9 protein-coding genes are annotated in these 6,900 nt (G+C 53.6%); 8 read left to right on the top strand and 1 reads right to left on the bottom strand.

From position 1 onward, the window contains the following. Window positions 1-105 precede the first annotated feature (105 nt). Window positions 106-1,563, top strand: a complete 1,458-nt coding sequence (locus C3451_RS18625) for a glycosyltransferase family 2 protein (protein ID WP_124304374.1) — start codon at window positions 106-108, stop codon at window positions 1,561-1,563. Between the two features lie 11 nt (window positions 1,564-1,574). Next, window positions 1,575-1,910 carry a hypothetical protein gene (locus C3451_RS18620; RefSeq protein ID WP_124304373.1) on the top strand — a complete coding sequence of 112 codons (336 nt, stop codon included), beginning with the start codon at window positions 1,575-1,577 and terminating at the stop codon, window positions 1,908-1,910. On the opposite strand, the gene C3451_RS18615 is transcribed toward C3451_RS18620, so the two are convergent. Continuing rightward, entirely contained in the window at window positions 1,864-2,121 is a 258-nt protein-coding gene (locus C3451_RS18615; protein ID WP_040117529.1) for a hypothetical protein, read from the bottom strand. The two genes, C3451_RS18620 and C3451_RS18615, sit on opposite strands and share 47 nt — an antisense overlap. Before the next feature lie 165 nt (window positions 2,122-2,286). Here C3451_RS18615 and C3451_RS18610 point away from each other — a divergent pair, with 165 nt between their 5' ends. From C3451_RS18610 to C3451_RS18585, 6 genes are all read left to right on the top strand, one after another. Then, complete coding sequence (locus C3451_RS18610; protein WP_063139473.1) at window positions 2,287-2,877, top strand: hypothetical protein; 591 nt, start codon at window positions 2,287-2,289, stop codon at window positions 2,875-2,877. Then, a complete protein-coding gene (locus tag C3451_RS18605) occupies window positions 2,874-3,215 on the top strand; it encodes an HNH endonuclease signature motif containing protein (RefSeq protein ID WP_048209453.1) in 342 nt (113 codons plus the stop codon). Before C3451_RS18610 ends, C3451_RS18605 begins: the two co-directional genes overlap by 4 nt. Beyond that, window positions 3,215-3,451 carry a hypothetical protein gene (locus C3451_RS18600; protein ID WP_063139472.1) on the top strand — a complete coding sequence of 79 codons (237 nt, stop codon included), beginning with the start codon at window positions 3,215-3,217 and terminating at the stop codon, window positions 3,449-3,451. The genes C3451_RS18605 and C3451_RS18600 overlap by 1 nt, the downstream gene beginning before the upstream one ends. A 151-nt stretch (window positions 3,452-3,602) precedes the next feature. Then, on the top strand, window positions 3,603-4,088 hold the full coding sequence (locus C3451_RS18595) for a terminase (RefSeq protein WP_006809164.1): 486 nt from the start codon (window positions 3,603-3,605) through the stop codon (window positions 4,086-4,088). Between the two features lie 6 nt (window positions 4,089-4,094). After that, on the top strand, window positions 4,095-5,609 hold the full coding sequence (locus C3451_RS18590) for a terminase TerL endonuclease subunit (RefSeq protein WP_063139476.1): 1,515 nt from the start codon (window positions 4,095-4,097) through the stop codon (window positions 5,607-5,609). Continuing rightward, a complete protein-coding gene (locus tag C3451_RS18585; protein ID WP_048206706.1) occupies window positions 5,609-6,883 on the top strand; it encodes a phage portal protein in 1,275 nt (424 codons plus the stop codon). Before C3451_RS18590 ends, C3451_RS18585 begins: the two co-directional genes overlap by 1 nt. Window positions 6,884-6,900 lie beyond the last annotated feature (17 nt).

Raw genomic sequence — 6,900 nt, 5'->3', positions numbered from 1 at the left:
TCGCACGCGCACATCAAAGAAAGTCTTTCAGCTGTGAGCCTGGGCAAACCGTTAACTTTCGGCGGCTTTGCCGTGCGGCAGGCTCACGTCTAAAAGGAAAATCAAATGCAGGTGACTATTGATGGTGTCCCGTATGTGCCTGCCTGCGCTTCAGCGTCACGGATTGGCATTGCCATTTCGACACATCAGCGCGCAGACGTATTAAAACGAGCGCTCGAACAGCACATGAAGCATCTTCCCGCCGGTGCGCTGGTGGTGGTTGTCGATGATGGTTCAAAACCTGCAGCGGTAGTGCCACACGGCGTGCAGCTGCTTCGCCATGAAACATCACTCGGCATTGTTGCATCGAAGAACGCCAGTTTAACCGCGCTAATGGACGCCGGGTGTGAGCATCTCTTCCTGTGGGACGATGACGCCTGGCCCATCGCTGATAACTGGCACTTGCCTTACATCGAATCACCCGAGCCACACCTGGCTTATCAGTTTCTCGATCTGGCAGGGACGAATAAGCTGAAGGATATGGCGGTCCTGTACCGGGATGATAAGCACATTGCTTACACCGGACAGCGCGGCGTGATGCTGTATTACCACCGTAGCGCGATTCAGAAGATTGGCGGTTTCGATCCGGTTTACGGTCGCGGCATGTACGAGCACAGCGATCTCGCCTTGCGTATCCATAACGCAGGACTGACTACGTGGGCTTACGGTGATGTGGTCGGTTCAGAAAAGCTGATCCATTCTCTCGATGAGCATGAAGCCGTAGAGCGTTCGGTACCGCGTCCCGACCGACAGGCGCTGGTGGAACGTAACGTGAAGATCCACAACGAACGGCGTGATGCCGGGTTTACTGGTTACGTTGAATACCGCCAGCAGCGCGATGTAGTTATCACAACGCTGCTCACCAGTCAGCCTGACCCGCAGCGCGGCACGAAAATGGCGGCCTCGCCTGACATGCTGAGCAAATGGGCGGCCTCGCTTCGCCAGTGTGGGCGTATAGCGCTGGTGGATGAATTACTGACGGCCCCGGCCGATGTTGAGCTGTATCTCGTACCTGACGTGAAGATGAATGTCTACTTCCGTCGCTGGCTGCACATCTGGCAGCACCTGCGAGAACACCCTGAATACCGGTTCGTCTGGTGTACCGATGGTACCGATGTCGAAATGCTTCGCGCGCCGTGGGAAGAAATGGAGCCCGGAAAGGTGTATGTCGGTTCTGAACCGAAGACCTACGCCGACACCTGGGCGAAACAGAATCATCCAGAGCGTATCTATCAGGAATTCATTGAAGCGCACCGCGGCGATGTGATGCTTAACGCTGGTCTGCTGGGTGGCACCCGCGCTGATGTAATGGCGTTCGCCCACGGCATCATTGGTCTTTACTACCGGATCGAGAGTTATCGTTTCTGGAAGAAAGAACAGGCTGGCGCCGCGGTGGGTGACATGCTGGCGTTCGGTATTGTCGCGCAGTCATTCGTTGACAGGCTGGTCACCGGCCCTCTGGTACATACCGTTTTCAAAACTGATGGCATCGGCAAAGAAAATGCCTGGTGGCGCCATAAATAACAGGAGTTCTTATGATTTCGTATGAGGTTGAGTTCCCGACTCAAAAATCGTTTAGCTTAAAAATTAATGGTTACTCTTCAGCAGAGGGACTGGACTGTAAAACGGTTGAGGCTATTGGCGGAGACGTCAAAGTACAAATCGATAAGAAAACAATGCTGACTGTACCTTATCGTGAAGACATTACGGCAGACTTTACTCTTGAAGGTTACAAGCAGCGCGCTGAAACTCACGCGAAAACTGTAATCGATCAGATTGTGAATGCGGCTCAGCACCGAGCCGCTGACGATTTAATTCAGGAAGTTACGAACGCGGTTGCTTCTTCTGAATTATTTTCTCAACTCTCTTAATCGCTTCGTGAGCATCTGGGGCAGATGAAATTTCAGGCGGTGTAACCTCCTTCAGTACATCCATCAGAACGTCCCCAACATTCTGTTTTGGTGACAGCTTGTTAACAGCTTCAATAATCAAAGAAAAAACCAGTTTATTGGTGGCTTTTTCAATCTTTAATTCACGTTGTAAATCTGCAACTGCTTTTTCCAGTTCTGACATGGAACCCATGGGTATTTTCCTTTTCGGAGGTAATCAGCCATCCCCCCGCGACAGAGTGCGCCAGTGTCCCACCACTGACGGGCTGAATGCTTACCTTAACCAGGGTTAATGAGAAGCAACACCCTGATATTCAGACAGTAGCCGCCATTGTGCGGCTTTTTTATTGGAGATTCGCTGGTGGCTGAAGACATTAAGTTTGTGGTGGTCGGCCATCACACCCGCTTAGGACATGCACAACGTCTTGCTGCGCTGCTGGATGCTCATTTGCTGATTGATGACGGTAACCACGGCGCGAACTGGAATCACCGACGCGCGCTTGAATGGGCTGCTGAGCAACCTTGCCGGGTAGTCGTGCTGGAAGACGACGCGCTACCGGTGCAGGGATTCACCGAAAAGGTAACTGACTGGCTGGTGCGTTTCCCTGATGACATGCTGAGCTTTTATCTCGGCACGGGCCGACCGCCGCAGTATCAGAAAGAGATAGCCGGAATGCTGGTGGATGCGGATCGCGTCTGCGGTGACCACATCGTATTAAGCAAGCTGATTCACGGGGTATGTTATAGCCCTCCTCAGGGCAGGCTGGGGCGCATGCTCAGCGCATGGAATAAAACGCTGGCAGCTGATTACGCCGTCGGTGAGGCGTTCGGTGGCAGGGTAATTTATCCGTGTTACTCGCTGGTGGATCACGCCGACATGCCGGAGGTTGAGCGTCACCCTGACAACGAGCCGAGGACAGAACGCCGCCGTGCATGGAGACTGGCATGAACAAAGAGCCCCGTGTATATGGCAGCCGATGGGATAAGGCCCGTCTGCGTTTTCTCCAGCAGCACCCACTGTGTGTGATGTGCGAGCAGCAGGGGCGCATAACACCAGCAACGGTGGTTGACCATATCGTGCCCCACAAACTGAAAGATGCGCTTAAGTCAGGTAACCCGCTGGCCATATCGAAAGCACAGCTCCTGTTCTGGAATAAAGATAACTGGCAGCCACTGTGCAAAGCACATCATGATTCAACGAAACAGAGAATGGAGAAGAGCGGCGCGGTAATAGGCTGTGATGCCAACGGCTACCCGCTCGATCCTGCGTCTCACTGGAGGACATAATGAAAGACCTCATCATTGAATACCGCGATGGTAAGTTTGTTCAGCTGGCAATTGATGGCGTAGCGATGAAGACTGTTACCTCTATTCACCTCTCTCACGCGGTAGGAGAAAATGTGCCGACGCTGACCTTCTCAGGTCATGTGCGGCCCGAGCATGGGAAAGGCGCTCAGAAACTCGAACAGGTTGATAAACAGACCTCCTGGCATGATGAAGCAAAGCAGATTATGAACGATTGAAATCGTTTCAAATGCAATCATTTCAAGTGAGAATGAATCCCATCAAGGGCAGGGGGGGGGATCAAATCTTCAAAACCTTTGCCCCAAATGACCGCCGCCAAAGTTTGAATTTAACGCTAACCCGATTTTTTTAGTTTTAAGGTGTTGACATATGGCAGATAAACGAACCCGTTCCGACAGTTCGGCGGCAGCGGTTCAGGCCATGAAAAATGCAGCTGTGGACACCATCGATCCGCCGTCCCATGCAGGTTTGGAGAAAAAAGCCGAACCATTCTGGCATGACAATATCAGATCGAAAGCTCTGGACAGCTGGACGCCTGCCGACCTGCTGGCCGCCGTAGAACTGGCTAATAATCAGCTCTATATCACCGTTTTACGCAAAGATTTACGCAAAGAAGAGCGTATACGCGGGGAGGAGCGAGACGAAGGCCTTATCAAAGACCTCCGCAAGCAAATTGTTGAGCTACAACGAACTATCCTGGCTCAGCGCCGCGACCTCCAGATCCATTCCCACGCAACCAACGGCGAAAGTCGCGACCAGAAGAAACGTAATCAGAACGATCGTGATGCACGGAATACCAAAAACGGGCATCAGGACCAGGACGACAACCTGATCGCCTTTCCCAAGCACGGATAACAGACTATGACGCGAGGTGAGCGTGTAATAGCGTTCATTGAGCGCTTTTGCATTGTGCCGGAAGGCAAACTTCTCGGTAAGGCCATGCGGCTTGACCCCTTCCAGAAAGAATTCATCCTGGCGGTTTACGACAATCCAGTCGGTACCGATAAAGCGATACTGAGCATCGCCCGAAAAAACGGCAAGACGGGGCTGATAGCCGGCATCCTGCTGGCGCATCTGGTGGGGCCAGAAGCGGTACAGAATACCCAGATCGTCAGTGGCGCTCTGAGCCGGGAACAGGCATCCATCGTTTTCAACCTGGCGGTGAAGATGGTCAACCTGAACCCGAAGTTGCAGGAGATTGTGCATATCACGCCCAGCGGCAAAAAGCTGATCGGGCTGCCGTGTAATGTCGAATATAAGGCGTTATCTGCTGAGGGTAAAACCACGCACGGCCTGTCGCCTGTTCTGGCGATTCTGGACGAAACCGGGCAGGTAAGGGGGCCGCAGGATGATTTTATCGATGCGATCACCACAGCCCAGGGCGCGCATGAGAATCCGCTACTGATAGTTATCAGCACTCAGGCGGCGAACGACGCCGATCTGTTAAGCATCTGGATTGATGATGCGGTCAAATCGAAAGATCCGCACATTGTCTGCCACGTTTACGAAGCGCCAAAAGACGCTGATATCAGTAAGCGAGAATCCTGGCTTGCCGCGAACCCGGCGCTAGGAACCTTCCGTTCCGAAAAAGACATGGCGCGCCAGGCAGAAATGGCCTCGCGAATGCCGAGCTTCGAGAACACATTCCGCAACCTCAACCTGAACCAGCGCGTTTCCACCGTATCACCGTTTATCTCCCGCAGCGTGTGGGAGCTTTGCGGAGAGATGCCGATTAACACCCCGAGGAAGTGGTACGCGGGGCTGGATCTGTCAGCCAGGAACGACTTAACGGCGCTGGTTATCGCTGGCGAAGCAGATGATGGTGTCTGGGATGTTTTCCCCTTCTTCTGGACACCGCAAAAGACTCTTGAAGAGCGAACCAAAACGGACCGCGCACCCTATGACGTTTGGGTGAGAGAGGGGCTGCTGCGCACCACGCCAGGCGCTTCGGTGGATTACTCATTCGTCGTTGCGGATATCGCAGAAATTATCGGTGATTTCGACCTTACCTCGATGGCTTTTGACCGCTGGCGTATTGACCAGTTCAGGAAGGATGCCGATGCCATTGGGCTGAGCCTCCCGCTGGTCGAGTTCGGCCAGGGCTTTAAGGATATGGGGCCAGCTGTAGACACGCTGGAGTCTCTGATGCTTAACGGGCGCGTGAGGCATGGCATGCACCCCGTATTAACGATGTGTGCTGTGAATGCGGTGGTGGTGAAAGATGCTGCTGGCAACCGCAAGCTCGATAAGTCCAAAGCAACAGGCCGTATTGATGGCATGGTCGCAATGACAATGTCCGTTGGTGCTGCTAATGGGGAAGTTACCGAACAGGGTGGTGACTTCGATGACTTCATTTTCCGACCGCTGAGCATGTGATGGAAGAACCTAAATACACGATTGACCTGCGAACCAATAACGGCTGGTGGGCAAGGCTGCAGTCCTGGTTTGTCGGCGGGCGTTTAGTCACCCCAAATCAGGGCTCACAGACGGGGCCTGTTTCGGCCCACGGACACCTGGGCGATTCATCCATTAACGATGAACGGATACTGCAAATTTCGACGGTTTGGCGCTGCGTGAGCCTGATTTCAACGCTCACGGCATGCTTACCGCTTGATGTCTTCGAAACCGACCAGAATGACAACCGCAAAAAAGTGGGTTTGAGCAATCCGCTGGCGCGACTGCTGCGCTACTCACCGAATCAGTACATGACCGCCCAGGAATTCAGGGAGGCCATGACGATGCAGCTCTGTTTCTACGGTAACGCGTATGCACTGGTGGACCGCAACAGCGCGGGTGACGTGATCAGCCTTCTCCCGCTTCAGTCTGCCAATATGGATGTGAAACTCGTCGGAAAAAAAGTGGTTTATCGCTATCAGCGCGACAGCGAATACGCCGACTTTTCGCAGAGAGAGATTTTTCACCTTAAAGGCTTCGGATTCACCGGGCTGGTCGGCCTGTCCCCCATTGCTTTTGCCTGTAAATCGGCAGGTGTGGCAGTTGCGATGGAGGACCAGCAGCGAGATTTCTTTGCCAATGGCGCCAAGTCTCCGCAAATCCTCTCAACCGGCGAAAAAGTGCTAACTGAACAGCAGCGCTCGCAGGTCGAAGAGAACTTCAAAGAGATCGCCGGCGGCCCGGTTAAAAAACGCCTTTGGATTCTGGAAGCGGGCTTTTCCACATCGGCAATTGGCGTAACGCCGCAGGATGCCGAAATGATGGCGTCCCGAAAATTTCAGGTAAGTGAACTGGCGCGATTCTTTGGCGTACCGCCTCACCTTGTCGGCGACGTCGAGAAATCAACGAGCTGGGGATCGGGCATCGAGCAGCAGAATCTCGGCTTCCTGCAGTACACCCTGCAGCCCTATATCTCCCGGTGGGAAAACAGCATTCAGCGGTGGCTTATTCCTGCTAATGATGTTGGCCGCATTCATGCTGAGCACAATCTCGACGGCCTGCTGAGGGGCGATTCGGCATCCCGCGCTGCCTTTATGAAGGCAATGGGAGAGGCAGGGCTACGCACCATCAACGAGATGCGACGAACGGACAACCTCCCGCCATTGCCGGGTGGAGATGTGGCTATGCGCCAGTCGCAATACGTGCCGATCACCGATTTAGGAACCAACAAAGAGCCCCGTAATAACGGGGCTTAATTTTTATGGGGGCCGTA

Origin of the sequence: Enterobacter sp. 301B (assembly GCF_003850715.1) — a bacterium.
Lineage (GTDB): Bacteria > Pseudomonadota > Gammaproteobacteria > Enterobacterales > Enterobacteriaceae > Enterobacter > Enterobacter intestinihominis.
The sequence above is the reverse complement of the archived record's forward strand: the minus strand, read 5'-3'. Positions and strand labels throughout refer to the sequence as shown.

Coding starts and splice junctions, on each gene's coding strand:
- C3451_RS18625 (WP_124304374.1), top strand. CDS start 106: ATGCAGGTGACTATTGATGGTGTCCCGTATGTGCCTGCCTGCGCTTCA.
- C3451_RS18620 (WP_124304373.1), top strand. CDS start 1,575: ATGATTTCGTATGAGGTTGAGTTCCCGACTCAAAAATCGTTTAGCTTA.
- C3451_RS18615 (WP_040117529.1), bottom strand. CDS start 2,121: ATGGGTTCCATGTCAGAACTGGAAAAAGCAGTTGCAGATTTACAACGT.
- C3451_RS18605 (WP_048209453.1), top strand. CDS start 2,874: ATGAACAAAGAGCCCCGTGTATATGGCAGCCGATGGGATAAGGCCCGT.
- C3451_RS18600 (WP_063139472.1), top strand. CDS start 3,215: ATGAAAGACCTCATCATTGAATACCGCGATGGTAAGTTTGTTCAGCTG.
- C3451_RS18595 (WP_006809164.1), top strand. CDS start 3,603: ATGGCAGATAAACGAACCCGTTCCGACAGTTCGGCGGCAGCGGTTCAG.
- C3451_RS18590 (WP_063139476.1), top strand. CDS start 4,095: ATGACGCGAGGTGAGCGTGTAATAGCGTTCATTGAGCGCTTTTGCATT.
- C3451_RS18585 (WP_048206706.1), top strand. CDS start 5,609: ATGGAAGAACCTAAATACACGATTGACCTGCGAACCAATAACGGCTGG.